At 63.1% G+C, this 24,927-nt stretch carries 12 protein-coding genes; 7 read left to right on the forward strand and 5 right to left on the reverse strand.

What is annotated here, in order from left to right; translation table 11 throughout:
- Window positions 1-579: 579 nt before the first annotated feature.
- Window positions 580-1,131, reverse strand: coding sequence for an RNA polymerase factor sigma-70 (locus FFI16_RS06040; protein WP_005789991.1), 552 nt, complete (start codon window positions 1,129-1,131; stop codon window positions 580-582).
- Window positions 1,132-1,431: 300 nt separating this feature from the next.
- Between FFI16_RS06040 and FFI16_RS06045 the strand changes: the two genes are divergently transcribed.
- Both FFI16_RS06045 and FFI16_RS06050 read left to right on the forward strand, forming a co-directional pair.
- Window positions 1,432-2,184, forward strand: a complete 753-nt coding sequence (locus FFI16_RS06045; protein ID WP_138814517.1) for a thioesterase II family protein — start codon at window positions 1,432-1,434, stop codon at window positions 2,182-2,184.
- Window positions 2,185-2,235: 51 nt separating this feature from the next.
- Window positions 2,236-15,126, forward strand: coding sequence for a non-ribosomal peptide synthetase (locus FFI16_RS06050; RefSeq protein ID WP_138814518.1), 12,891 nt, complete (start codon window positions 2,236-2,238; stop codon window positions 15,124-15,126).
- Window positions 15,127-15,241: 115 nt separating this feature from the next.
- Here the strand turns inward: FFI16_RS06050 and dsbG are convergent, their stop codons facing one another.
- From dsbG to dsbD, 3 genes are read right to left on the reverse strand one after another with little or no spacing between them, the layout of a single operon-like run.
- Window positions 15,242-16,003 (reverse strand): thiol:disulfide interchange protein DsbG, encoded by a 762-nt coding sequence (dsbG, locus tag FFI16_RS06055; RefSeq protein WP_065911508.1) that lies wholly within the window; start codon window positions 16,001-16,003, stop codon window positions 15,242-15,244.
- Window positions 15,979-16,830, reverse strand: coding sequence for a TlpA disulfide reductase family protein (locus FFI16_RS06060; RefSeq protein ID WP_138814519.1), 852 nt, complete (start codon window positions 16,828-16,830; stop codon window positions 15,979-15,981). Before FFI16_RS06060 ends, dsbG begins: the two co-directional genes overlap by 25 nt.
- Complete coding sequence (gene dsbD / locus FFI16_RS06065) at window positions 16,830-18,557, reverse strand: protein-disulfide reductase DsbD (RefSeq protein WP_138814520.1); 1,728 nt, start codon at window positions 18,555-18,557, stop codon at window positions 16,830-16,832. Before dsbD ends, FFI16_RS06060 begins: the two co-directional genes overlap by 1 nt.
- Before the next feature lie 163 nt (window positions 18,558-18,720).
- Between dsbD and FFI16_RS06070 the strand changes: the two genes are divergently transcribed.
- The 5 genes from FFI16_RS06070 (at window position 18,721) to FFI16_RS06090 (ending at window position 23,501) form a co-directional block, all read left to right on the forward strand.
- Entirely contained in the window at window positions 18,721-19,401 is a 681-nt protein-coding gene (locus FFI16_RS06070; protein ID WP_017134987.1) for a response regulator transcription factor, read from the forward strand.
- Window positions 19,401-20,723: an ATP-binding protein gene (locus tag FFI16_RS06075; RefSeq protein ID WP_138814521.1), complete on the forward strand. Its 1,323-nt coding sequence runs from the start codon at window positions 19,401-19,403 to the stop codon at window positions 20,721-20,723. The genes FFI16_RS06070 and FFI16_RS06075 overlap by 1 nt, the downstream gene beginning before the upstream one ends.
- A gap of 123 nt (window positions 20,724-20,846) precedes the next feature.
- Window positions 20,847-21,614 carry an N-acetylmuramoyl-L-alanine amidase gene (locus FFI16_RS06080; RefSeq protein ID WP_138814522.1) on the forward strand — a complete coding sequence of 256 codons (768 nt, stop codon included), beginning with the start codon at window positions 20,847-20,849 and terminating at the stop codon, window positions 21,612-21,614.
- Window positions 21,615-21,781: 167 nt separating this feature from the next.
- Window positions 21,782-23,194, forward strand: coding sequence for an aspartate aminotransferase family protein (locus tag FFI16_RS06085; protein ID WP_138814523.1), 1,413 nt, complete (start codon window positions 21,782-21,784; stop codon window positions 23,192-23,194).
- 82 nt (window positions 23,195-23,276) lie between these two features.
- Window positions 23,277-23,501 carry an MbtH family protein gene (locus tag FFI16_RS06090; protein ID WP_138814524.1) on the forward strand — a complete coding sequence of 75 codons (225 nt, stop codon included), beginning with the start codon at window positions 23,277-23,279 and terminating at the stop codon, window positions 23,499-23,501.
- Window positions 23,502-23,566: 65 nt separating this feature from the next.
- Here FFI16_RS06090 and FFI16_RS06095 read toward each other — a convergent pair whose 3' ends face one another.
- The gene (locus FFI16_RS06095; protein WP_138814525.1) at window positions 23,567-24,925 is read right to left on the reverse strand and encodes an amidohydrolase; all 1,359 of its coding nucleotides are present in this window, start codon (window positions 24,923-24,925) and stop codon (window positions 23,567-23,569) included.
- Window positions 24,926-24,927: the final 2 nt, after the last annotated feature.

Below are 24,927 nucleotides of genomic sequence, written 5' to 3' on the forward strand. Positions count from 1 at the left end.
GATGGGCCATCCTTGGCCCAGCGCGGCTAACCCGGCGTCCTGCCGGGTTACCCACGGATTCAAGCCTGCGTGCGGCCAGCGTGGTTAACGGGGCGACTCAGATCAAAATCTAGATCAAGATCTACAGCACGGCGGCCTGAAAGCCGACCTGAGTGGTTGAAGCAAGAGCCAGATCAAGTGCAAAGCAAAAGCCTGTCTACCTGATGCACGGGGTCTAAATGTGGGAGCGGGCTTGCTCGCGAATGCGGTGTGTCAGTGACAGATGAATTGACTAACCCACCGCATTCGCGAGCAAGCCCGCTCCCACAGGTGACCGCATCCAACCTTGATGGTGAGGTTGGCTGTTGCTGTTGCTGTTGCTCTGGCCCTTACATCCTTTTCGCTGACGAAGTCGGCGGCCCCCCAAATCACTGTCGGATTGCGGGCATGCCGAGCCACAGCGAGGCACCGAGTGGTGGGGCGAGGACTTTTTGCTTACTTTTTGCTGGGCCGGCATTCCGGTCCTTCAAAAAGTGAGCCGCCGTCAGGGCGGAACCCTAAGCGGCCGTTACCGCAGCAACGGATATGCCCCCGCGAGCTTCACACCCTGCGCGCAAACGTATCGCTATGGCTGCCCGACACCTTGCGGCAATGCACCAGCGCATCGCGAATCATGAAGTTGACCAGGGTTGGGGACACGCCCAACTCCTTGGCGATGTCTTTTTGCGGCACGCCGTGCAGGCGGTACATCTCGAACGCGTAGCGGGTGCGCTGGGGCAGCTCCGTCAGGGCGTCGGCGATGTTTTCCAGGGTGTTGAAGTTGATATGCGAGGTTTCCGGTGAAGCGCCGTGAATGACCACATTCAAGCCTTCCTCTTCCGTCCCCGAATACTTGAGCTCCAGGGCCTGCTTACGGTAGTGATCGATCGCCAGGTTGCGCACGATCTGGAACAGATAACTCAATTGCGCCTTGAACGACGAGGTGATGGTCGGCGCCGATTGCAGCCGGAAGTAGGCGTCCTGCACCACGTCTTCGGCGCGTGAGCGGCAGCCGGTAATACGCGCGGCGATCTTCACCAGAATCAATCGATTGTCGACGAATGCCTGCAAAAGGGGTGAATCACACCTGCCTGTGGATACTTGTTCCGTCATGGAAATCACCTTGTCGCGAAAGAGTTAGGGGAGGGCGTCCTTGCTGAGGCCTCCTACACATCGGGCAACAAATTATGCTGAATGATAATGATTGTCAAATGAGAAGACGAACTAATCTTATGCTTTCTTGTTCGGTGTGAACCACGTCTCGCTTACCCCCAGCGACTAATTATTTGCCGGGGCCGTCCGTTCTTCTGGGTGACAGGTCCGTTAGCAAACGGCCAAGGATCAGCACCCGCAGGAGGGCGAAATGGGTTTTTATCGTGCAGGCAGCGTGTTTCAGTTTGGAGACCGCGATCAATGAGCGTTTCCACGCGATTGCGCCTGTTCTGCCTGCCCTATTCGGGTGCCAGCGCGATGGTTTATGCACGCTGGCGCCGGGCGCTGCCTGACTGGTTGCAGGTGTGCCCGCTGGAGTTGCCGGGGCGCGGCATGCGCATGGATGAGCCGTTGCAGCGCGATATCAAAACCCTCGCGGCGCAACTGGCGGAGGAAATCAGTCGCGACCTGAGCGGTCCCTATGCACTGTTCGGCCACAGCCTCGGCGGCCTGCTGGCATTTGAACTGGCGCATGCCCTGAAGGCACGCAATCTGCCTGCGCCGCTGGCGCTATTTGCCTCCGGTACCGCCGGCCCGGCGCGCCGCGATGTGAGCGAATACGCCATCGAAAAGACCGACGAGCAATTGCTCGCCCGCCTGCGCGAGCTGCAGGGCACCGCCGAAGAGGCGCTGGGCAACCCGGAATTGATGCAGTTGATGCTGCCGATTTTGCGCGCCGACTTCCTGCTGTGCGGCAGCTTCACCTATGGCGAGCGCGCGCCGCTGGGCATGCCGATCCATGTGTTTGGCGGCAAGCAGGACAGTGTGCGCGCCGACCAGTTGCTCGACTGGCAGCTGGATGCCGCCAGCGGCTTTTCCCTCGACATGTTCGACGGTCACCACTTCTTCCTCGTGCAGCACGAGAGCGCCGTGCTGCGCTGCTTGCGCCGCTATGCCGACGAGCACCTGGCCCGCTGGCGTAATGATGTGGCGCGCCAACTGGCAGCCGTTTAGCACGGCCCTAATTCCCGATTTCCCCGTAAGCCGATTTCAGGCAGGAACCCCATGATGGACGCCTTCGAACTTCCCCGCACCCTGGTCCAGTCCCTCCAACGCCGCGCCGCGCAGACGCCGGAGCAGGTGGCCCTGCGCTTCCTTGCCGAATCCGCCGCCGACAGCGTTGTGCTCAGTTACCGCGACCTCGACCAGCGCGCCCGCACCATTGCCGCCGCCTTGCAGGCCAATGCGGCGCTGGGTGACCGCGCGGTGCTGCTGTTCCCCAGCGGCCCGGATTACGTCGCGGCTTTCTTTGGTTGCCTGTACGCCGGGGTTATCGCGGTGCCGGCCTATCCGCCGGAATCCACCAAACGCCATCATCAGGAGCGCCTGCTGTCGATCATCAGCGATGCCGAGCCGCGCCTGCTGCTGACCATCGCCAGCCTGGCAGACGGCCTGGCGCAGATCGAAAACGCGCCACCGGTGTTGAGCGTCGATACCCTGCTGCCTTCCAACCATTGGGTCGAACCCGAGCTGCAAGCGGACGACATCGCCTTCCTGCAATACACCTCCGGCTCCACCGCACTGCCTAAAGGCGTGCAAGTCAGCCACGGCAACTTGGTGGCCAACGAAGTGCTGATCCGTCGCGGCTTCGGCATTGATCTGAACCCGGATGACGTGATCGTCAGCTGGCTGCCGCTGTACCACGACATGGGCCTGATCGGCGGCTTGCTGCAACCGATCTTCAGTGGCGTGCCCTGTGTGCTGATGTCGCCGGCGTACTTCCTTGGCCGGCCATTGCGCTGGCTGCAAGCGATCAGCGAATACGGCGGCACCATCAGCGGCGGGCCGGATTTCGCCTATCGGCTGTGCAGTGAGCGGGTCAGTGAAACCGCGCTGGAACGCTTGGACTTGAGCAAATGGCGCGTGGCCTATTCGGGCTCCGAGCCGATCCGTCTCGACACCCTGGAACGCTTCGCCGAGAAGTTTGCCGTCTGTGGTTTTACCTCGAACAATTTCTTCGCCTCCTACGGGCTGGCCGAGGCGACTTTGTTTGTCGCCGGTGGCACCCGTGGTCAAGGCATCCCCACGTTGCATGTGGATGAGCAGGCGCTGGCCGCCAACCGCGCTGAACCGGGGCAGGGCAGCGCGATCATGAGTTGCGGCACAAGCCAGCCGGAGCATGCGGTGCTGATCGTAGATCCGCACACCCTCACCGAATTGTCCGACAACCGTGTCGGCGAACTCTGGGCCGCCGGCCCCAGCATCGCCCACGGCTACTGGCGCAACCCAGAGGCCAGCGCCAAGACCTTTGTACAACACGCGGGTCGCACCTGGCTGCGCACCGGCGACCTGGGCTTTATCCGTGACGGCGAGGTGTACATCACCGGCCGCCTCAAAGACCTGTTGATCGTGCGCGGCCACAACCTGTATCCACAAGACATCGAGCAGACCGTCGAGCGCGAAGTCGAAGTGGTGCGCAAAGGCCGGGTCGCGGCGTTCGCTGTGAATCACCAAGGCCTGGAAGGCATCGGCATCGCCGCAGAAATCAGCCGCAGCGTGCAGAAAATCCTGCCACCCGAAGCCTTGATCAAGGCGATTCGCCAAGCCGTGGCCGAGGCTTATCAAGAAGCCCCGAGCGTGGTGGTGTTGCTCAACCCCGGCGCCTTGCCCAAGACCTCCAGCGGCAAGGTGCAGCGCTCGGCCTGCGCGCTGCGTCATGCCGATGGCAGCCTCGACAGCTACGCGCAGTTCCCGAATCTGCAAGCCCATGCCAGCGATGCGCTGCTTGAATCCGAACTGCAAAAGCAGATTGCAGCGATCTGGTGCGAGCAGTTGCAGGTCGCAACGGTGGCGGCCGACGACCATTTCTTCTTGCTCGGCGGCAACTCCATCACCGCCACCCAAGTGGTCGCGCGCCTGCGTGAAACCCTGGGCCTGGAGCTGAACCTGCGCCTGCTGTTCGAAGCGCCGACGCTCTCGGCGTTCGCCGCCAATGTGGCGCAGCTACAGCAAGACGGAGGCATTGCCCAAGGCGCGATCCAGGCCTTGTCACGCCAGGACGACCTGCCGCAATCCCTGGCACAGAACCGCCTGTGGATCACCTGGCAACTGGACCCGCACAGCAGCGCCTACACCATCCCCGGCGCCCTGCGGTTGCGCGGCGAGCTGGACGAGGATGCGGTGCGCACGAGCTTCCAGCAGTTGATCCAGCGCCACGAAGCCTTGCGCACACGCTTCTATGAGCGCGATGGCCAAGCCTTCCAGCGCGTCGAGGCCAGCACGGGTTTCGAGTTGCAAGTGATCGACCTCAGCGACCTGCCCACCGCCGAACGCGAAGCTCGCGCGCAGCAGATCCGCGAGGACGAAGCACGCACTCAGTTCGACCTGGAAAAAGGCCCGTTGCTGTGGGTAACGCTGGTGCGCCTGGACGATGAAGATCACCAACTGCTGGTGACCTTGCATCACATCATCGCCGACGGTTGGTCGCTCAACATTCTGATCGACGAATTCTCGCGTCTGTATGCCGCCGCGACCCAAGGCCAAACCCTGGAGTTGCCGCCACTGGCCCTGCAATACGCCGATTACGGCAGTTGGCAGCGCCAATGGCTGGCCGAAGGGGAAGGCCAGCGGCAATTGGCCTATTGGCAGGCGCAACTGGGTGAGGAGCACCCGACCCTGAACCTGGCCACTGACCATCCACGCTCTGCGCAGCACATCAACAGTGCCTCGCGCCACAGCGTGCGCTTGAGCGCAGCGCTCAGCGAAGCCATTCGCCAGACCGCGCAAGCCCATGAGTCCACACCGTTCATGCTGTTGCTGGCGGCGTTCCAGAGCCTGCTTTACCGCTACAGCGGCCAGCGCGATATTCGCATCGGCGTGCCCAACGCCAATCGCCCGCGCCAGGAAACCCAAGGTCTGATTGGCTTCTTCATCAACACCTTGGTGTTGCGCGTTGAGCTGGACGGGCGCCTGCCGTTCAATCAGCTGTTGGCTGCCACGCGCCAGGCTGCGCTGGGCGCCCAGGCCCACCAGGACCTGCCCTTCGAACAACTGCTGGAAGCCTTCCCCCAGGCCCGCGAACAAGGCCTGTTCCAGGTCATGTTCAACCACCAGCAACGCGATTTGAGCGCCTTGCGCCGCTTGCCGGGCATGCTTGCCGATGAGCTGCCATGGCACAGCCGCGAAGCCAAGTTCGACCTGCAACTGCACACTGAAGAAGAACGTAACGGGCGCCTGAGCCTGGCGTTCGACTACGCCGATGAACTGTTCGACAGCGCGACCATCCAGCGCCTGGCCGAGCATTTTGTCAGCCTGCTGCAAGCGGTGTGCGAGCAGCCGGAGCACGCCATCGGCGACCTCAAGCTGATGCACACAGACGAGCAGCAGCCATGGAGCGAAGCTCCGTGTGCCCCGGCCCAGCAGTGGCTACCCGAATTGCTCAGCCAACAAGTCTCGGACAACACCGCACTGGTCTGGCAAGGCGGCAGCCTTACCTTCGCCCAACTGCACACCCAGGCCAATCGCCTGGCCCACTACCTGCGCGACAAAGGCGTCGGCCCGGATGTGTGCGTGGCCATCGCCGCCGAGCGTTCGCCACAGCTACTGATCGGCCTGTTGGCAATCATCAAGGCCGGCGGCGCCTATGTGCCCCTCGACCCGGATTACCCCGCCGACCGCCTGGCCTACATGCTCAAGGACAGCGGCGTACACCTGTTGCTGACCCAAACCGCACTGCTTGAACTGCTGCCGGCCACCGAGGGCGTGTGCGTGATCGCCATGGACAGCCTGCACCTGGACAGCTGGCCGACCCAGGCGCCGGGCCTGCACCTGAATGGCGACAACCTCGCTTACGTGATCTACACCTCCGGCTCCACCGGCCAGCCCAAAGGCGTGGGCAATACCCATGCGGCCCTGGCCGAGCGCTTGCAGTGGATGCAGGCCACTTACCAACTGAACGACACCGATGTGCTGATGCAAAAGGCACCGATCAGTTTTGACGTGTCGGTGTGGGAGTGTTTCTGGCCGCTGATCACCGGCTGCCGCCTGGTGCTGGCCGGCCCGGGTGAACATCGCGACCCGCACCGCATTGCGCAGCTGGTGCAGGAGCATGGCGTGACCACGCTGCACTTTGTGCCGCCGCTGTTGCAGCTGTTTATCGATGAGCCACTGGTGGCCGAGTGCACCAGCCTGCGGCGTCTGTTCTCCGGCGGTGAAGCCTTGCCTGCCGAGCTGCGTAACCGCGTATTGGCGCAGTTGCCGGCGGTGCAATTGCACAACCGTTATGGCCCGACCGAAACCGCGATCAATGTGACCCACTGGCATTGCCAGGTTGCGGATGGCGAGCGCTCGCCCATTGGCCGGCCGCTGGGCAATGTGATCTGCCGCGTGCTGGATGAGCAACTTAACCCGTTGCCGGCCGGTGTGCCGGGCGAACTGTGCATCGGCGGCATCGGCCTGGCGCGCGGTTACCTGGGCCGCGCCGGGCTGACCGCCGAGCGTTTTGTCGCCGATCCGCTGGGCGAACCCGGCACCCGCCTGTACCGCACCGGCGACCGCGTGCGTTGGAGCGCCGATGGCGTGCTCGAATACCTCGGCCGCCTTGATCAGCAGGTTAAATTGCGTGGCTTTCGTGTAGAGCCTGAAGAAATCGAAGCCCGTATGCTGGCGCTGGACGGCATCGCTCAAGCCGTAGTGCTGGTGCGTGACGCACAACTGATTGGCTACTACACCGCGCAGATGGAGCTTGCCGAGCAGGACGTAAAAGCCGCCCTGGCCGCTGAGCTGCCGGAGTACATGGTGCCCGCCTTGCTGATGCGCCTGGCCGCCATGCCCCTGAGCCCCAGCGGCAAACTCGACCGCCGCGCCTTACCGGACCCAGTGTGGCAAACCCGCGAGCACATCGAGCCTGCAACGCCGTTGCAGCAGCAGATTGCCGCGATCTGGCGCGAAGTGCTGGGCTTGCCACGTATCGGCCTGGGCGACGACTTTTTCGCCCTCGGCGGCCACTCGTTGCTGGCCACGCAAATCATCTCGCGCACCCGCCAGGCTTGCGACGTCGAGTTGCCGTTGCGCACCTTGTTCGAAGCCAGCGAGCTGGGTGCGTTTGCCGAGCAAGTGGCTGTGATCCAGGCGTCGGGCCAACGCAATCAGCAAACCGCTATCGCCAGGGTCGACCGCAGCGCGCCGGTGCCGCTGTCTTATTCCCAGCAGCGCATGTGGTTCCTCTGGCAGATGGAGCCCGACAGCCCGGCCTACAACGTCGGTGGCATGGCGCGTCTGCGCGGCATACTGGATGTAGGGCGTTTTGAGGCGGCGTTGCAAGCCTTGATCATGCGCCACGAAACCCTGCGCACCACCTTCCCGAGCGTCGATGGCGTGGCATATCAGAAGGTCGCGGTGCAAACCGGCTTGCGCATGGATTGGCAGGATTTCTCCGCGCTCAATGAAACCGAGCGTCAGCAGCGCCTGCAAGATTTCGCCGATCAAGAAGCCCACACGCCGTTCAACCTGGAAATCGGGCCGCTGTTGCGTGCTTGCGTGGTCAAGGCCGGCGAGCAGGAGCACTACTTCGTGCTGACCCTGCACCATATCGTCACCGAAGGCTGGGCCATGGACATTTTCGCCCGTGAACTGGGCGCGCTGTACGAGGCGTTTATCGACGAACGCGACTCGCCGCTGGCGCCGCTGGCGGTGCAATACCTCGACTACAGCGTGTGGCAGCGCCAGTGGCTGGAGTCCGGCGAGCGTCAGCGCCAACTGGACTACTGGACCGCACAGCTGGGCCACGAGCATCCTTTGCTCGAACTGCCCGCCGACCGCCCACGCCCGCCGGTGCAAAGCCATCAAGGCGAGCTGTACCGCTTCGATCTGAGCGATGATTTGGCCGCTCGCGTGCGCGCCTTCAACGCCGAGCGTGGCCTGACCTTGTTCATGACCATGACCGCCACCCTGGCGGTGTTGCTCTACCGCTACAGCGGCCAGACCGACCTGCGCATCGGCGCGCCGGTGGCCAACCGCATTCGCCCGGAAAGCGAAGGGCTGATCGGCGCGTTCCTCAACACCCAGGTGCTGCGTTGCCAGCTCAATGGGCAGATGAATGTGGCGGAGTTGTTCGAGCAGGTGCGCCATACCGTGATCGACGGCCAGTCGCACCAGGACTTGCCATTCGATCACCTGGTGGAAGCCCTGCAACCGCCGCGCAGCGCGGCCTATAACCCGCTGTTCCAGGTGATGTGCAACGTGCAGCGTTGGGAGTTCCAGCAAAGCCGCCAACTGGCGGGCATGACCGTCGAATACCTGGTCAACGATGCGCGGGCGACCAAGTTCGACCTCAACCTGGAAGTCACCGACCTCGACCATCGCCTGGGTTGCTGCCTGACCTACAGCACCGATTTGTTCGACGAGCCGCGTATTGCGCGGATGGCCGCACATTGGCAAAACCTGTTGGAAGCGTTGATCGCCAACCCGCAACAGCGACTGAGCGAGTTGCCCTTGCTGACGGCCGCTGAGCAGCGCGCATTGCACAGTAGCCTGGGTGTCGAGGCGGGTGAACACCGTCTGGATCAGTGCATTCACCCACTGTTCAGCCAACAAGCCGTGGCTCGCCCGGATGCAGCGGCGTTGACCTTTGCCGGGGGTACGCTCAGCTATCGCGAACTGAACGAGCGCGCCAACCGCCTGGCGTGGATGCTGCGTGAGCGCGGTGTCGGCCCGCAAGTGCGGGTCGGCCTGGCGTTGCCGCGTTCGCTGGAAATGGTCATCGGCCTGCTGGCGATCCTCAAGGCCGGCGGCGCCTATGTGCCGCTGGACCCGGAATACCCGCTCGACCGCCTGCATTACATGATTGAAGACAGCGGCATCGGCCTGCTGCTCAGTGATGCGGCGATGTTCGAAGCCCTTGGCGAGCTGCCTGCCACCGTGGCGTGCTGGTGCCTGGAAGATGACTTGCCGGTGCTGGCCAATTACCCTGCCGACGAGCTGCCGTTTATCAGCCTGCCGCAACATCAGGCGTACCTGATCTACACCTCCGGCTCCACCGGCAAGCCGAAAGGCGTGGTGGTGTCCCACGGCGAAATCGCCATGCATTGCCAGGCCGTGATCGAGCGCTTTGGCATGCGCGCGGATGATTGCGAGCTGCACTTCTACTCCATCAACTTCGACGCCGCCACCGAGCGTTTACTGGTGCCGTTGCTCAGCGGTGCGCAGGTGGTGTTGCGCGCTCAAGGCCAATGGGATGCCGAAGAAATCTGCGCGCTGATCCGTGCCCATGGCATCACTATCCTCGGCTTTACCCCAAGCTATGGCAGCCAGTTGGCGCAATGGCTGGCAACCCAGCAGCAGACCTTGCCGGTGCGCATGTGCATCACCGGCGGCGAGGCGCTGACCGGCGAACACTTGCAGCGTATCCGTGCGGCGTTCCAGCCCGAGCTATTTTTCAACGCCTATGGCCCGACCGAAACCGTGGTGATGCCGCTGGCCAGTCTGGCGCCGGAGGTGTTGGAAGAGGGCGCCGCCAGCGTGCCGATCGGCAGCATCATCGGCGCTCGCGTGGCCTACATTCTCGACGCAGACCTGGCGCTGGTGCCCCAAGGTGCGACCGGCGAGTTGTATGTCGGCGGCGCGGGTCTGGCCCAGGGTTATCACGAACGTGCGGGCATGACGGCCGAGCGGTTTGTCGCCGATCCGTTTGCTGCCGATGGGGGCCGTTTGTACCGCACCGGCGACCTGGTGCGCCAACGCGCCGACGGCCTGGTGGAGTACCTGGGCCGTATCGACCATCAAGTGAAGATTCGCGGTTTCCGCATCGAGCTGGGCGAAATTGAAACGCGCCTGCTGGAACACCAAGCCGTGCGCGAAGCCGTGGTGCTGGCGCTGGATTCACCCAGTGGTAAACAGCTGGCGGCCTATCTGGTCAGCGACGCCGAGCCTGCCACTTTGCGCGAAGCGCTGAAGACGCACCTCAAGGCGCAACTGCCGGACTACATGGTGCCCGCGCACCTGATCGTGCTCGACAGCATGCCGCTGACTGCCAATGGCAAGCTCGACCGCCGCGCCTTGCCGCAACTGGATCCTGAGGCCAATCGCCAAACCTACGTGGCGCCACGCAATGAGCTGGAGCAAACCCTGGCGGCCATTTGGTGCGCGGTGTTGAACGTGCAGCAAGTCGGCCTGGACGATAACTTCTTTGAACTGGGTGGTGACTCGATCCTGTCAATCCAGGTGGTCAGCCGTGCGCGGCAGGCCGGGATTCATTTCAGCCCACGGGATTTGTTCCAGCACCAGACCGTGCAAACCCTGGCCGCCGTGGCCACGCGTACCGAACAGGTGACTGCCGAGCAAGGCCTGCTCACCGGCAGCTCGGGCCTGACGCCGATCCAGCACTGGTTCTTTGATACCGAGATCCCCAACCGTCAGCACTGGAACCAGGCATTGCTGCTCAAGCCGCTGCAATTGCTGGAGCCCCATCGCCTGGAGCAAGCGCTGCTGGCGGTGCTGGAACACCATGACGCCTTGCGCTTGAGCTTCTCCAAGCGCGACGCACAATGGCATGCCGAGCACTTGGCCGTGCCCCAAGGCGGCGTGCTGATGCAGGCGCAAGTGCGCGATATGCAGGATTGCACCGCACTGTTCACTGACACTCAACGCAGCCTCGACCTTGAGCATGGCCCGCTGTTGCGCGCCTTGCTGGTGGACGGCCCGCAAGGCCAGCAACGCCTGCTGATCGCGATTCATCACCTGGTGGTGGACGGCGTGTCGTGGCGCGTATTGCTGGAGGATGTGCAAACGGTTTACCGCCAGTTGAGCGACGGCCAGTCCGTCAGCCTGCCCGCCAAGACCAGCGCATTGCGCGATTGGGCGGCGCGCCTGCGCGCTTATGCCGGCAGCGAGTCCCTGCGTGAAGAGTTGAGCCTGTGGCAAGAGCAACTGGCCGGTCCGGCAGTGGCGTTGCCGGTGGAGCGCCCACAGGGTTCGCTGCGCAACCGTGAGGCTGAAACCGTCAGCGTGCGCCTGGGCGCCGAACACACCCGGCAGTTGCTGCAACAAGCGCCGAGCGCATATCGCACCCAAGTCAACGACCTGCTGCTGACGGCGTTGGCCCGCGTGCTGTGCCGCTGGACGGGGCACGCCTCGACCTTGATCCAACTGGAAGGCCATGGCCGTGAAACCCTGTTCGATGAAATCGACCTGACCCGCAGCGTCGGCTGGTTCACCAGTGCTTACCCGTTGCGCCTGACGCCGCAAGCCGGGCAGGGCGACTCGATCAAGGCCATCAAGGAACAACTGCGCGGCGTGCCGCACAAAGGCCTGGGTTATGGCGTGCTGCGTTACCTGGCGGACGATCAGTGCAAGCAGGCCATGGCCGCGCTGCCGACAGCGCAGATCACCTTCAACTACCTCGGCCAGTTCGACCAGAGCTTCGGCGCCGATGCGCTGTTCCATCCGCTGGATGAGTCGGCGGGCCTGGCCCACGACCCGGATGCGCCGCTGCCCAATGAGCTGAGTGTCGACAGCCAGGTGTATGGCGGCGAATTGGTGCTGCGCTGGACCTTCAGCCGTGAGCGGCATAACCAACAGACCATCCGTGAGCTGGCCGATGCCTATGTGGCGGAGCTGCAAAGCCTGACTGAGCATTGCCTCAACGACGAGGCGGGTGGCCTCACGCCGTCCGACTTCCCGCTGGCGCACCTGACTCAATCGCAGCTCGACAGCCTGCCGGTGCCGGCCCACGTCATCGAAGACGTCTACCCGCTGACGCCGATGCAGGAGGGCCTGCTGCTGCACACTTTGCTGGAACCGGGCACCGGCCTCTATTACATGCAGGACCGCTACCGCATCAACAGCGCCCTGGACCCCGAGCGTTTCGCCCAGGCCTGGCAGGCGGTGATCGCCCGGCATGAAGCCTTGCGTGCGTCGTTCTGCTGGAACGTTGGCGAGGACATGCTGCAAGTGATCCACAAGCCGGGCAGCACGCCGATCGAGTACCTGGACTGGAGCCATGACCCCGAAGCCGAACAGGAGCCGCGTCTGCAAGCCTTGCTCAAGGCCGAGCGCGAAGCCGGGTTTGATCTGCTCAACCAGGCGCCGTTCCACCTGCGGCTGATCCGCGTGGGCGAGGCGCGCTACTGGTTCATGATGAGCAACCACCACATCCTGATCGATGCCTGGTGCCGCTCGTTGCTGATGAATGATTTCTTCGACATCTACATGGCCCTGGGTGAGGGTCGCGAAGCACAGTTGGCTACGCCGCCGCGCTACCGCGATTACATCGCCTGGCTGCAACGCCAGAACCTGAATGAAGCGCGCCAGTGGTGGCAGCAGAACCTGCAAGGGTTTGAGCGCACTACGCCGATCCCGAGCGACCGGCCATTCCTGCGTGAACACGCAGGCCACAGTGGCGGCATGGTGGTGGGCGATTGCTACACCCGCCTGGATGCCCGCGACGGTGCGCAACTGCGCGAATTGGCCCAGGCTCATCAACTCACCGTCAACACCTTCGCCCAGGCGGCGTGGGCCTTGGTGCTGCGGCGTTTGAGCGGTGATCGTGACGTGCTGTTTGGCGTTACCGTAGCCGGGCGACCGGTGGAGATGCCCGAGATGCAACGCACCGTCGGCCTGTTTATCAACAGCATCGCGCTGCGGGTGAAACTGCCGGAAGACGACCAGCCTTGCAGCGTGCGCCAGTGGCTGAGCGGCCTGCTCGACAGCAATATGCAACTGCGCGAATACGAATACCTGCCGCTGGTGACTATCCAGGAACACAGTGAACTGCCCAAAGGCCAGCCGCTGTTCGACAGCCTGTTTGTGTTTGAAAACGCGCCGGTGGAAGTCTCGGTGTTGGACCGTGCGCAAAGCCTGAACGCCACCTCGGATTCCGGCCGCACCCACACCAACTTCCCGTTGACGGCCGTGTGTTATCCGGGAGATGACCTCGGCTTGCACCTGTCCTACGACCAGCGTTATTTCGATGCAACCACCGTGCAAGGCATGCTCGGCGAGTTCAAGCGCCTGCTGCTGGCGTTGGTGCAGGGCTTCCATGGCGACATGGCGGATTTGCCGCTGATCGGCGAGCAGGAGCGGGCGTTCCTGGTCGACGGCTGCAACCAGAGCGAGCATGACTACCCGCTGGAGCGCAGTTACATCGAGTTGTTCGAAGCGCAGGTGACGCAACATCCGCAGCGCATCGCCGCCAGTTGCCTGGACCAGCAATGGACCTATGATGAATTGAACCGCCGTAGCAACGGCCTGGGCTACGCGCTGATCGAGGCCGGTGTCGGGCGGGATCAGCCGGTGGCGCTGCTGGCCGAGCGTAACCTGGATTTGCTCGGCATGATCATCGGCAGTTTCAAGGCCGGTGCCGGTTACCTGCCGCTGGACCCAGGTCTGCCAAGCCAGCGTTTGAGCCGCATCATCGACCTGAGCCGCACGCCGTTGCTGGTGTGCACCGAGGCGTGCCGCGAGCAGGCGATTGAGTTGCTCGACGGCACCGACTGCCAGTTACTGGTCTGGGAAGAAGTGCCCGGCCGTGGCGAAAACCCGGGCGTCTACAGTGCGCCGGATAACCTCGCCTATGTGATCTACACCTCCGGCTCCACGGGCTTGCCCAAAGGCGTGATGGTCGAGCAGCGCGGCATGCTCAATAACCAGTTGAGTAAGGTGCCGTATCTGCAACTGACTGACACGGATGTAATCGCCCAGACCGCTTCGCAGAGCTTCGATATTTCTGTGTGGCAGTTCCTCGCTGCGCCGTTGTTTGGCGCGCGGGTGGATATTGTGCCGAACACCATCGCCCATGACCCGCAGGGTTTGCTGGCGCATGTGCAGGCCCAAGGTATTAGCGTGCTGGAGAGTGTGCCGTCGCTGATCCAGGGCATGCTCGCTCAAGAACGCATGAGCCTGGACGGCTTGCGCTGGATGCTGCCGACGGGTGAAGCCATGCCGCCGGAGCTGGCGCATCAGTGGTTGCTGCGTTACCCCGAGATCGGCTTGGTCAACGCTTATGGCCCGGCGGAGTGCTCGGATGACGTGGCGTTCTTCCGCGTTGACCTGGCGTCGACCCGTGGCACGTACCTTCCAATTGGCACGCCAACCGACAACAACCGCTTGTATCTGCTCGATGGTGCGCTGGAGCTGGTACCGCAAGGGGCTGTGGGCGAGTTGTGTGTGGCAGGCACGGGCGTAGGGCGTGGTTATGTCAGCGACCCGTTGCGCACCGCCCAGGTGTTTGTGCCGAACCCGTTCGGTGCGCCGGGCGAGCGGCTGTACCGCACCGGCGACCTGGCGCGTCGGCGCAGCGATGGTGTGCTGGAATATGTCGGGCGTATCGACCATCAGGTGAAGATTCGCGGTTACCGCATCGAACTGGGTGAAATCGAAGCGCGCCTGCATGAACAGCCGGATGTGCGGGATGCGGCAGTCGGCGTGCAGGAAGGCGTCAACGGCAAACACTTGGTGGGTTACCTGGTGGCGACCGATGCAGCGCTGAATCCCGGCGAGCGCCTGGACCGCATCAAGCAACGCCTGCGCGCGGAGTTGCCGGAATACATGGTGCCGCTGCACTGGCTATGGCTCGACCGCTTGCCGCTGAACGCCAATGGCAAGCTGGACCGCAACGCTTTGCCGGCCCTGGAGATTGGCCAGTTGCACAGCCAGGATTACCTGGCGCCGCGCAACGAACTGGAAGCCACCTTGGCGGCGATTTGGGCTGAGGTGTTGAAGGTTGAACGGGTGGGCGTGCAGGACAACTTCTTCGAGCTGGGCGGGCATTCACTGCTGGCCACGCAGATTGCTTCGCGGGTGCAGAAAACCCTGCAACGCGATGTGCCGCTGCGGGCGATGTTCGAGTGCAGCACGGTGGCAGAGTTGGCCGAGTATATCGACGGGCTGGCGGCCAATGAGATCAGTGCGGAGAAGGTGGATCGGCTGAGTGATTTGATGGCGGAGTTGGAGGGCTTGTAATCTTCGCTGACTGTGCGGGCCTCATCGCAGGCAAGCCAGCTCCCACACTTGAATGTATTCACAATTCAAAAGGTGGGAGCGGGCTTGCTCGCGAACGCGTCGGCCCTGGCGCTGCTTATTTCGGGCCGAGAATCTTCACCAGTTTGTCTGGCGACGGCGCGCCTTGCTGTTGCTGCAAGCCGCCCTTGTCATCCCGATAGAAAATCGCCGGTGTTGCCGACAGTTCCAGCTCTTCCATCAGCTTCATGTTGGCATCGAGCTTGGCTTCGATATCTGCCGGGATCTTGTCCAGCGCCTGCAATTTGCTGCCCTTGCCGGCGGCTTCGTGTGCTTCCAGGGCTTTTTGCGGGTCTTTGGCGGCCAGCAGCGCGGCGGATTTGCCTGGGCTGTCTTCGCGAATGATGCCGACCATGATGTGGCGCAATTGCACCTTGCCGGCCTTGACCCACGGGCGTGCCTGTTCCCAGAACATGTTGCAGTACGGGCAGTTGGGGTCACTGAACAGGTAGACGATGCGCGGCGCGTTTTTGTCGCCGTCCTGGATCCAGTTGCTGTGTTCCATCTTGGCCCAGACTTCCTTGGCCATCGGCGCGTACACCAGTTTTTCCAGCGGCGCGCTGCTCAGGTCATTGCCTTGGGCGTCGTACAGGTTACCGGCCAGCACACTTTTACCGTCGGCGGTCAGGTACAGGGCCATGCCACGGTTCTGGTATTGCGCAGCGTAACCAGTGAGGCCGCTGGGCGCGTCGAACTTGCCGAGGATCTTGGCGCCCTTGGCTTCGATCTGTTTGATCGGCGCCGGCCAGTCTTCGGCCTGGGCCAGTGTGGCCGCGAGTGTCAGCGGCAGCAGGGTCAGCAGGTGGCGGAGTCTTGGCATGTCGGTTTCCTTGTGGCAGCAGGGGCAGTGTCGAAGGGTTCCATGGCACGGGCCAGGCTGGCCTGGGACAGTTCGCCCAGGTGGCTGTTGATCAGGCGCCCATCGGCTTGGTAGAACAACGTTGTCGGCAGGGCCATGGAGCCCACGGCCTGGCCGAGGCGGCCGCTGGCATCAAACAGCACGTTGTCGAGGGTCAGGCCTTGGGTGGCGAGAAAGGTGCTGACGCTTTGCATGCTTTCGGCCTGGTTGACGAACAGGAAGGTCACGTCCGGCCGTTGGTGCTGTGCGCGCTCCAGCACCGGCATTTCACGGCGGCACGGCGGGCACCAGGTGGCCCAGAGGTTGATCACCAGCGGGCCGCCTTTGTAGTCGGCCAGTTGCACCACGTCGCCATTGGCATTGCGCAAGGTGATGTCCGGCAGTTGCGAGCCCTTGTCGTAAAGGCTCAGGGACACGCTGGTCAGGCCCCAGAACACCAGCCCGGTGACCACCCCGGCACTCAGGGGTGTGCGCATGGCCGGGCGGCGCCAGCCGTAGAACACGGCGCCCAGCACCAGCGCGATCACGCCGGGCCAGGGCAGGAAGCCGCCGTCGCGCAGGTCGACCATTTGCAGTGGGTCGTGGCTGTAGTCGCTCCAGTACATCAGTACAAAGCTTAAGCGCGCCACCAGCATGCCCAGCAAAAATAGGCTGAACAGCACCGATTCGGGGTTCTCACCGCCGCGCTTGGCCACGCGCCAGCCCGCCAGTGTGGCGAGGATCAGCGCGCTGATCAGCAGGATGTGATTCAGGGCGATGGCGAACGTACCGATGGTCAGGGTCAGCATCAGCGCGCGTCCCGGGTTTGCGTCCAGCGTTGCAGGAAGGCGGCGGCATCCACTTCGCCGGTGATGCGTTGGGCGCGACGTTCTTCACCGTCCGGGCCGATCCACACGAAGCTCGGTGGCCCCGGCACCTTGTAGCGCCCGAGCAGCTCGCGGCTGGCGGCGTTGTCGGCGGTGACGTCCAGGCGCAACAGGCGCACGTCTTTAAGCGCGTCCATCACCTGGGGTTGGCCGAAGACTTGTTTTTCCATGATCTTGCACGACACACACCAGTCGGCGTAGTAGTCCACCAGCACCCATTGGCCCTGGGCCTTGGCGCTGTCGAGCTGGCTTTGCAGCACGGCCGGGTCGTTGATGGTCATGAACGCGTCGTGGGCGCTCGGCGCAGCAGCGACCTTCGAGCCGCTGTAGACCTTCAACGGTTGCCACAGGTCGTCGCTGCCACCGGCCGCTCCTACCACCAGCAGCGCGCCCCACAGGCCCAGCACCAGCGAGCCGGCGCCGAATACCTTGGCCGCCAGCCCGTATTCGCGGGCCAGTGTCCAGCCGCAGTAGGCCATCACCAGCGCCAAGGCGCCCCACAGGCCGAGCCACAGGCTTTCGCCGACCACCGGGCGGATCATCAGCACGGCGGTGCCGAGGAACAGGAAGCCGAAGATGCCCTTGAGCACGTTCATCCAGGTGCCCGGCTTGGGCAGGAAGCGGTTGCCCACGGTCACCAGCAGCAACAGTGGAATGCCGATGCCGATGCCCATGGCGAACAGGATCAAACCGCCGTGCAGCGCGTTGCCGCTCTGGGCGATATACAGCAGGGCGCCCGCCAGCGGCGCGGTCATGCATGGGCCGACCAACAGGCCGGACAGCGCACCGAGAATACCGGCGCCGACCAGGCTGCCACCGCTTTGCTGACGGCTGACATTGTCCAGGCGATCACGCAGGAAGGCCGGCAGTTGCAGTTCAAAGAAGCCGAACATCGGCAGGGCCAGGATCACAAACAGCGCGGCAAAGCTGCCGAGGATCCACGGCGTTTGCAGGAGGGCGGCAAGGTTGCCGCCCAGCAGCGCGGCCAGTACGCCGAGCGCCGCATACACCAGCGCCATGCACACCACATAGCTGCTGGCCAGGGCAAAGCCGCGACGGGGGCTGGCGCCGCTGCCGACCACCAGGCCCGCGAGGATCGGCAGCATCGGCAGCGAGCACGGGGCAAATGCCAGCAGCAGGCCCAGGCCGAAGAACACCAGCAGGCTCCAACCCAGGCTGCGCTGTTGCAGGCCGCTGGCCAGGCTTTGGTCCTGAGCTTGTGCGGTCGCCGCAACGGCCGGGTTGCCGCCCAGGTCTACAGTGATTGATTGCGGCGGGTAGCACAGGCCGGCATCGGCGCAGCCCTGCCAGCCGAGCTTGAGCTGGCCGGTGGCGCCGGCCGGGATCTTCACTTCCAGGCCCTGGCGGTACACTTGCTGCTCGCCGAAGAACTCATCGCTGTGGGCTTCGCCTTGCGGCAGCACGGGTTTTTCAGCCAGGCCGTCGAACTTCATGCGCTGCTGATAAAGGTAATATCCGTCGGCAATCTGCCAATACAGCTGGGTTTCGCCGCTTTCAAGACGCTCGGAGGTAAAGGTGAACGCTTTGCCCACCGGCAAAAAATCGGGTTTGGTCTCGAATGGATTGCCCGGCGCGGCCTGGGCGAACCCTGCGAATAACACCAGCAGAAAGGTAAACAGATACCGCATGGTCAAGCCTTAGTTCGATGCAAGTTAGGCACACAATGTGTGGTGTTGATTAACCGATGATTAACCGGGCGCTATTCTAAACTGAGCGTGTCGGTTTTCACGGCATAATCGGCGCTTAATCCGCCCGACCTTTAATTCCCCCATCTTTCATGAAGGGTTAACCATGCACGTACTGGTCTGTGAAGACGACGAACTGATCGCCAGCGGCATTGTGGCCGGGCTTGGCGCCCAGGGTTTTACCGTCGAGCGCGTGGCTTCGGCCGCCGCCGCACGCGCGATGCTCAAGGCCGCCACGTTCGACATCATGGTGCTCGACCTCGGCCTGCCCGATGAAGACGGCCTCAAGTTGTTGCAACAACAGCGCAGCCAGGGCCTGGAAATCCCGGTGCTGATCCTTACCGCGCGTGATTCAGTCACCAACCGTGTCGACGGCCTGCAAGCCGGTGCCGACGACTACCTGCTCAAACCCTTCGACCTGCGCGAGCTTGCCGCACGCCTGCAAACGTTGCTGCGCCGGGTGGCAGGGCGCCGGGTCAACCTGATCGAACATGGCCAACTGGCCTACGACCCCAGCAGCCGCGAAACTTTCCTGGCCGGCCAGCCGGTCGACCTGTCGCGTCGTGAGCAAGCCTTGTTGCAGGCGCTGTTGCATAACAAGGGCCGCGTATTGTCCAGCGAACAACTCAAGGACAGCGTTTACGGCTTCAACGATGAACTGGAAAGCAACGCCCTCAACGTACACATCCATCACCTGCGCCGCAAATTGGGCAACGGCATCGTCGAAACCGTGCGCGGCCTGGGGTATCGCCTGGGCACGGCGGATGGGGGAGAGGACGCGTCGTGATGAGTTTGCGCCTGCGCCTGACGTTCAAGTTGGGCGCTGCTTTTGTGTTGATCTGGGTCCTGGCTGCCGCCTGGATGCTCAACGATCTGCGCAACCAGATGATGTTTTCCCTCGACCAGCGCCTGGTGGCATCGGCGCGCATGGTGGCCGGGCTGACCGAGCAGATGCCGGGCCTGGCCAGTGTGAGCGGCGCGCCTACGCATTTGCGCACTGAACAACTCAACGTGCCAGGCGGCATGGCTTGCCAGGTCAGCTCCCTGCGCGGGGAAATCCTGGCGCGCAGCCACATGACCCCGGATGAAGGCCTGGAGTCGCGCAAAAGTGGCTTTCGCGACCAGATGATCGACGGTGTGGGCTGGCGCAGCTTCACCTTGTCCCGTGGTGACCTGCTGATCACCACCGCCGACCGTCAGGTGGAGCGCGAGGCGCTGAACCTGTCGATCCTGCTGGCGGCTTCGGTGCCGGTGGGCGTAGCCCTGTTGGGTTGCTTGTGCCTGCTATGGCTGGGCATCGGCCAAAGCCTGTTGCCGCTTAACCGCATGCGCGATGCCTTGATGCGCCGCAGTGCCGATTCCCTCGAACCGCTGCAGATTCACCCGTTGCCCAGCGAATTGAAACCGCTGCTCGACACCCAGAACCAGCTGCTTCAGCGCATCGCCAAGACCATCGAACGCGAGCGCCGCCTCACCGGCGATGCCGCCCATGAACTGCGCAGCCCGCTGACGGCGATCAAGACCCACCTGCAAGTGGCCCGCATGACCGACGGCGCGGCCCGTGACCAGTCCCTGGCCCACGCCGAAGAGGGCGCCGACCGCTTGCATCGCACCCTGGAGCAATTGCTGCTACTGGCGCGGGTCGAGGGCAGCTTGTCGTTTGACGATGGCTTGCAATCAAGCGCCGAACAAGTGGCGCGGCTGGCGATTCAGGATGCCAATGCCGGCGATAACCGCCGTATCGACTTGGTCCTGGCGGACGACCTTACACAATCCCCTGTGGAAATGCCGGTAGCCCTGGCGGTAGCGGCCTTGCGTAATCTGTTGGATAACGCGCTGCGCCATACGCCGGGCGACACTCGCGTTGAGCTGAACGTGTTCACCAGTGCCGACACGGTGGTGTTTCGTGTGCGCGACCATGGCAAGCAGATTTCTGCCGAAGACCTGCAGTACCTCACCCAACGTTTCTGGCGTAATGGCAGCAGCGAGGGCTGTGGCTTGGGCCTGGCGATCGTGCAAGCCATCGTGCAGCGCTGCTCCTGCTCGCTGAAATTCGACAGCCAACCGGACGGCCTGCGGGTCGACTTGGGCATGCCGCTGCGGCGCTGAACACTTTTCTTCAAACACTAAATAGTTACCGCCAGCCTGAAATCCATCCCTTCAGGATGGCGGTAATTTTTTTGCGTTTGAACGGGCTGAATGACTCGGCCTGTATTGAAAAGGATGGTTCTTATGTTAGTGATCGACAGCAGTTTCCCCGCCCAGGATTTTAATCAGCGCAACGGCGAACCCGTGCGGCAGATCATCCTGCATTACACCGCAGCGCCCTTTGCAACGTCTTTGCGCACGCTGACCCGAGGGGGCGTCAGTGCGCACTATCTGCTCCCTGATCCTGATGAACCCAGCTACCACGCTGCCGGTTATGACGAGCTGCGGGTGTTTCGCCTGGTGGACGAGGAGAAGCGTGCCTGGCATGCAGGCGTTAGCCATTGGGGTGGGCGCGATAACCTCAACAGCCGTGCGATTGGTATCGAGATTATCAATCTGGCACGGGACGATGGCGGGGTGTTTACCTTTCCTGCCTATGGCCGGGAGCAGGTTGATATGTTGATTGCGCTGGTTGGCGACATTCTTGGGCGTTACCCGCAAGTGGGGCCTCTGGATGTGCTCGGGCATTCAGATGTGGCGTATTGGCGCAAAAGTGACCCGGGGCCTCGGTTGCCCTGGCAGTGCTTGTTCGAGGCCGGGATCGGCGCCTGGTTTGATGAGGCAACACGGGCGATGTATCAGCGGCGGTTTTGCCTTGGGTTGCCGCCGGAGGTGGAGCTGGAACGGGCGTTTCAGCGGTTCGGGTATAAACCGGCCTTGAATCGTCGTGAGTTTGAACTGCGCACGCGGGCGTTTCAGATGCGCTTTCGGCAGCGGGATTATTGTGGCGCGTTGGATGGCGAGACGTGCGCGATTTTGTATGCGCTGAATGAGCGATATCGAGGTATTTGATCGTTCCCACGCTCTGCGTCGCCTGGGACGCTGCGCGTCCCACCTTCTATCAAAAACCACAACAAGCCTAAATCCCCTCACCGCTGGTGCGTCTCCAGAACATGAAATCCGCACATACGCGGATCGCCCGTTTGGTCACCCCTACCCGCGTATTGAGGGATCGAGAGATGTCAGTCGCTACCAGCCGTGTCGAAGACGCACCGGTGCATGCAGGCGCAGCACCGGTGGAAACGCTCTACCACTTTGAAGAAACCCCATTGCTGGCCCGCCAGCGTCAGCAGGAATCCAACGCCCGCAGCTACCCGCGGCGTATCCCGCTGGCACTTAAGCGCGCCAAGGGCATTTACGTGGAAGACGTCGAAGGCCGCAGCTTTATCGACTGCCTCGCCGGTGCCGGCACCTTGGCACTCGGCCACAACCACCCGGTGGTGATCGCAGCCATTCAGCAGGTGCTGAGCGACGAACTGCCCCTGCACACGCTCGACCTGACCACGCCGGTCAAGGACCAGTTCGTCCAGGACCTGTTCGGCCTGCTGCCGGCAACGCTTGCGCAGGAAGCGAAAATCCAGTTTTGCGGCCCCACCGGCACGGATGCGGTGGAAGCTGCGCTGAAGCTGGTGCGCACTGCCACGGGTCGCAGCACGGTGCTGTCGTTCCAGGGCGGCTATCACGGCATGAGCCAGGGCGCGCTGAGCCTGATGGGCAGCCTGGGGCCGAAGAAACCCTTGGGCGCTCTGCTCGGTAATGGCGTGCAGTTTTTGCCTTTCCCTTACGACTATCGCTGCCCATTCGGCCTGGGCGGCGCCGAGGGCGTGCGGGTCAACCTGCATTATCTGGAAAACCTGCTCAACGACCCGGAAGCCGGCGTGCTGTTGCCGGCGGCGGTGATTGTCGAGGTGGTGCAGGGCGAGGGCGGTGTGATCCCGGCTGATCTTGACTGGTTGCGCGGCTTGCGGCGCATTACCGAGCAGGCCGGTGTGGCGTTGATCGTGGATGAAATCCAGAGCGGTTTCGGCCGCACCGGCAAGATGTTTGCCTTTGAACACGCCGGCATCATCCCCGACGTTGTGGTGATGTCCAAGGCCATCGGCGGCAGCTTGCCGCTGGCGGTGGTGGTGTATCGCGACTGGCTCGACACCTGGTTGCCGGGCGCGCATGCCGGAACCTTCCGGGGTAACCAGATGGCGATGGCGGCGGGCTCGGCGGTAATGCGCTACCTCAAGGAACACGACCTGGCCGGCCACGCGGCGGCCATGGGCGAGCGCCTGGCAGAGCACCTGCGCATCCTGCAGCGCGACTTTGCGCACCTGGGCGATATTCGTGGGCGTGGGCTGATGCTGGGCGTTGAGCTGGTCGACCCCAACGGCACGCCCGATATCCAGGGCCACCCGCCGGTGCACCGCCAACTGGCGCCGCTGGTGCAGCGCGAATGCCTCAAGCGTGGCCTGATCCTGGAGCTGGGCGGCCGGCACGGCAGCGTGGTGCGCTTCCTGCCGCCGCTGGTGATCACCGCCGCCGAAGTCGACCGCGTGGCCGAGATCTTCGGGCGTGCGCTGACGGCAGCGGTCGCCAGCCTCTAATTTTTAGTGGGCTTGGTACGTTTCTACAGATATCAGTGCTGCGCGTGGTGCGCAGCCGGCTTTTCAGCGATGGAGAACAGCAATGACCTCAGTATTTGACCGCGACGACATCCTGTTTCAGGTAGTGGTCAACCACGAAGAACAGTATTCCATCTGGCCCGACTATAAGGCTGTGCCGGAAGGCTGGCGTACCGTGGGCAAGAGTGGCATGAAGAAAGAATGCCTGGCTTACATCGAAGAAACCTGGACTGATATGCGCCCGTTGAGCCTGCGTCAGAAGATGGATGGCGCTGCGCTGGCTGGCTGACACACTGTGGGAGATTCTATGGCTGAAGGTTGCCCCTCAACCATAGAATCTCCCACAGTAAAGCCTTACTGCGGTGCGTTGGTATACAGGTAATCCGTCGCCAGCGACGCCAGCGTCCGCACCCCCACCACCAACGCCGACTCGTCCACAAAGAACCCCGGGTTATGGTTCGGCGCCGCTTTGCTCATGTCCTGATCCCTCGGCGTCACGCCCAGAAACACAAACAGCCCTGGCGCTTCCTTGGCGTAAAACGAGAAGTCCTCGGCGCCGCCCACCAGTGGGCCTTGCACCACATCATCCTTGGCCGCCCAGCGCAGGCTTGGCAGCATCTTCTCGGTCAGGGCCGGGTTGTTGATGGTCGGGTCGTATTTTTCGATGATCGTGACTTCGGCTTTGGCACCGCCGCTTTCGGCGATTTTCTCTACGGTCTGGCGCACGTCCGCGTGCAGTTTCTGGCGAATGCCGTAGTCGTAGGAACGGATGGTGCCGCTCATGTCCACCGACTCGGGGATGATGTTGTAGCGGGTGCCGCCGTTGATGGTGCCGATGCTCACCACCGATGGGAATGACGAGATGTCAGTGCGGCGACTCACCACAGTTTGCAGGCCGACAATGGTTTGCGCGCCGACGGTGATCGGGTCGATACCGTCCCACGGGCGGCCGGCGTGGGTCTGTTTGCCGAGGATCTTGATGCGCAGGTCATCGGAGCTGGCCAGGGTCGGGCCAGGGCGATAGGCAATTTGCCCGGCAGGTACACCGGCCCACACATGCAGGCCGAACACCGCGTCTGGCTTGGGCGACTTCATCACGCCTTCCTGCACCATCATTTTTGCACCCCAGGTGTTTTTGCCGTCGGGGATAAAGTCGCTCGGGCCTTCTTCGGCCGGCTGGAAGTAAAACACCACGGTGCCGGGCAGGCGCTCGCGCATGCCGGTGAGGATTTTCGCAGTGCTCAGCAGGATTGCCGTGTGGGCGTCGTGGCCGCAGGCGTGCATCACGTCGACTTCCTTGCCCAGGTAGGTGCCTTTGGCTTTGGAGGCGAAGGGCAGGTCGGCGACTTCCTTGACCGGCAGCGCATCCATGTCGGCACGCAGGGCCACGGTGGGGCCGGGCAGTGCACCTTTCAAGATGGCGACCACGCCGGTGCGGGCCACGCCGGTTTTGACTTCAAGGCCCAGGTCGCGCAGTTGTTTGGCGACCAGTTCGGCGGTGCGGGTTTCGGTATTGCCCAACTCGGGGTGGGCGTGAATATCGCGGCGGGTTTCCAGCAACGCCGGTTCGAGGATTTTGGCCTGGGCGGCGATTTCCTCCCGAGCACTCTCTTGTTCGCTGCCCTGGCCGCTGCTGGCGGCAATCACCGCGCTGCTGGCGAGCCCGCAGAGCATGCCGAAAACCCATTGGTGTGTCAGACCGTTCAAACGCATAC

The organism is Pseudomonas sp. KBS0710, assembly GCF_005938045.2.
Taxonomy (GTDB): domain Bacteria; phylum Pseudomonadota; class Gammaproteobacteria; order Pseudomonadales; family Pseudomonadaceae; genus Aquipseudomonas.

Coding starts and splice junctions, on each gene's coding strand:
- FFI16_RS06050 (WP_138814518.1), top strand. CDS start 2,236: ATGATGGACGCCTTCGAACTTCCCCGCACCCTGGTCCAGTCCCTCCAA.
- FFI16_RS06070 (WP_017134987.1), top strand. CDS start 18,721: ATGCACGTACTGGTCTGTGAAGACGACGAACTGATCGCCAGCGGCATT.
- dsbG (WP_065911508.1), bottom strand. CDS start 16,003: ATGCCAAGACTCCGCCACCTGCTGACCCTGCTGCCGCTGACACTCGCG.
- FFI16_RS06075 (WP_138814521.1), top strand. CDS start 19,401: ATGAGTTTGCGCCTGCGCCTGACGTTCAAGTTGGGCGCTGCTTTTGTG.
- FFI16_RS06085 (WP_138814523.1), top strand. CDS start 21,782: ATGTCAGTCGCTACCAGCCGTGTCGAAGACGCACCGGTGCATGCAGGC.
- FFI16_RS06060 (WP_138814519.1), bottom strand. CDS start 16,830: ATGCTGACCCTGACCATCGGTACGTTCGCCATCGCCCTGAATCACATC.
- FFI16_RS06045 (WP_138814517.1), top strand. CDS start 1,432: ATGAGCGTTTCCACGCGATTGCGCCTGTTCTGCCTGCCCTATTCGGGT.
- FFI16_RS06080 (WP_138814522.1), top strand. CDS start 20,847: ATGTTAGTGATCGACAGCAGTTTCCCCGCCCAGGATTTTAATCAGCGC.
- FFI16_RS06095 (WP_138814525.1), bottom strand. CDS start 24,925: ATGCGTTTGAACGGTCTGACACACCAATGGGTTTTCGGCATGCTCTGC.
- FFI16_RS06090 (WP_138814524.1), top strand. CDS start 23,277: ATGACCTCAGTATTTGACCGCGACGACATCCTGTTTCAGGTAGTGGTC.
- dsbD (WP_138814520.1), bottom strand. CDS start 18,557: ATGCGGTATCTGTTTACCTTTCTGCTGGTGTTATTCGCAGGGTTCGCC.
- FFI16_RS06040 (WP_005789991.1), bottom strand. CDS start 1,131: ATGACGGAACAAGTATCCACAGGCAGGTGTGATTCACCCCTTTTGCAG.